Origin of the sequence: Chryseobacterium taiwanense (genome assembly GCF_000813825.1) — a bacterium.
GTDB classification, from domain to species: Bacteria; Bacteroidota; Bacteroidia; order Flavobacteriales; family Weeksellaceae; genus Chryseobacterium; species Chryseobacterium taiwanense.
Window position 1 is genome coordinate 1 of the sequence record NZ_JWTA01000033.1, and the last position, 371, is coordinate 371.

Below are 371 nucleotides of genomic sequence, written 5' to 3' on the forward strand. Positions count from 1 at the left end.
AGGGATTAAGTTGGTTCCATTTATGAAATTAGCTCCTCCTGCTTTTACTTTAACATTAAAGTTTTTCGTTGAAGTAACTTTCAAAGAATTGGCTTTAGTAATGGTTTGATCTGAATTATAGTCTGCTGCAGTAGCATAGTTGAAGTCAACCGTATTACCAATTGCAGTACTTCCTGCATCGATGGAAATCACATCATTCAGGGTAATATTTACTGTTGTGGTTGCTGTAGTGTTTTGAGCCTGAACATTGCTAGTTCCTAATATGATTGCTCCGAAAGTTAAAGCTGTGATTAAGATTTGTTTTTTCATGATACTATTATTTTTTAATTTTTATTCTTGTTTAATTGTCCTCTTTTGACATTACAAATCTA

Annotated in this window: 1 pseudogene; it reads right to left on the minus strand. The window is 32.3% G+C overall.

Annotation, left to right across the window (positions count from 1 at the left end):
• Positions 1-309, minus strand: a pseudogene (locus RM51_RS18860) (peptidoglycan-binding protein LysM); the annotation flags it as partial.
• Positions 310-371 lie beyond the last annotated feature (62 nt).